The sequence below is a fragment of the Mesorhizobium sp. P2_D6 genome, from assembly GCF_056404315.1.
In genome coordinates this window covers 1-1503 of sequence record NZ_JBFUEG010000069.1, presented here as the reverse complement: position 1 = coordinate 1503, position 1503 = coordinate 1, and the positions used below count along the sequence as shown (strand labels likewise).

Genomic DNA, 1503 nt, shown 5'->3' with positions numbered 1-1503 from the left:
CAGGCTGTTGAAGAAGTCCATTTGTGAGCGACGAAGTCTGCTTCGTCGCCGCCATGAAAGCAGATTTGTCCGTTGATAGAGCCGTCTGGTTGGATTTCAGCCCATCCATTGCCCTGGGCTTCGTCCATTTCGTCATTGCCTTGCCAGGAGAAGGCGACATTGTTGCCGTCACCCGAGCCGAAGATCTGGCCGGTGACGCATCCGAAGGCGAATTCGCCGGAGCCATCGTCCGCGAACTCAATGTAGGCGCGGCTCCATCATGTCGCGATAGTCCCCGACATAGTCGGGCATCGCGACGATTCGCCAGCGACCGATGACGCTCATGCCGGCGCKGCCAAGAGCTTGGGCAAGCGGATCAGATTGTAGGCCGCCAGGTTCAAGGTGAAGGCCGCGCCCACACGGGCGCATCCTCGCAGCTTGACCTTGGCCATGCCGGCCGAGGCCTTGATCCAGCCGAACACCTCCTCGATCCGCTTGCGGCAGCGCTGACTGACCGCATAGCCGGCGTGGCAGCGCGTGCGGCCATCGATCGCTGTTACGCGAGGCTTGCCGGTTTTGCTCAGATGGCCGTCGACGGCGATGTGCGGTGTGACCTTGCGCTCGCGCAGGTCCTTGACGAACTGGCGCACGTCATAGGCCTTGTCGGCCCCCAGTGTGATGCGCCGCCGTGACGATCTGCGGTCCAACATGGCGAGCGCGGCCTCCCGCTCGGCCGTACCTGTCGCATGGGTAATGCCGCCGTCGACCGCCAGCCCATGACGGTTCTCCATCAGCGCATGCCCCATGTAGCAGAGCTTCGCCGGCTGCCCGTCGCCCTTCTTGTAAAGCCGCGCCTGCGGGTCGCTCGTGCTCTGGTGTGTGTCGTTGGAGCGCTTCTCCTTATGAAAGCCGCGCTCGGCGTTGCGACCCGCTCCATCCGGGTCGTTGTCGCCTCCGTCCTTGCGGCGGAAGCTCTTGATCGAAGCCCAGGCTTCGATCAGCGTCCCATCCACCGAGAAGTGATCCGACGACAAAAGCCGCTTCACCCTTGGCTGAGCAAGCACCGCGCCCAGGAACTTTGCCGCGATCTCACCTTCCAACAGCCGATCCCGGTTCTTGGTGAAGCTCGAATGATCCCAGGCCGGCTCGTCAACACCAAGCCCCACGAACCAGCGGAACAGAAGATCAAACTCCATCCGCTCCATCAATTGGCGCTCCGAGCGGATGCCATAGAACGCCTGCAATAGCATCGCGCGCAGCAAACGTTCCGGCGCGATCGACGGGCGGCCGAGCCCCGGCCGATAGAGCCCAGCAAAATCTCGGTCCATCGCAACGAGAGCCGCGTTCACGATCTCCTGTATCACTCGCAACGGATGGTCGCGGCGAACCCGCGCCTCAAGGTCGACATACGAAAACAGCGAACCTGTCCGTTCGTCTGAGCCGCGCATCCAAAAATCCCCAAATCATCTCGGGATCAGTGAATCACGACCCAAACACCCGCGCCAGCACTTCTTCAACAGCCTG

General features: G+C 62.1%; 1 protein-coding gene. It reads right to left on the bottom strand.

What is annotated here, in order from left to right; all coding sequences use genetic code 11:
• Nucleotides 1-320 precede the first annotated feature (320 nt).
• Nucleotides 321-1427, bottom strand: coding sequence for an IS5 family transposase (locus tag AC1D1L_RS33625; RefSeq protein ID WP_477345818.1), 1107 nt, complete (start codon nt 1425-1427; stop codon nt 321-323).
• Nucleotides 1428-1503 lie beyond the last annotated feature (76 nt).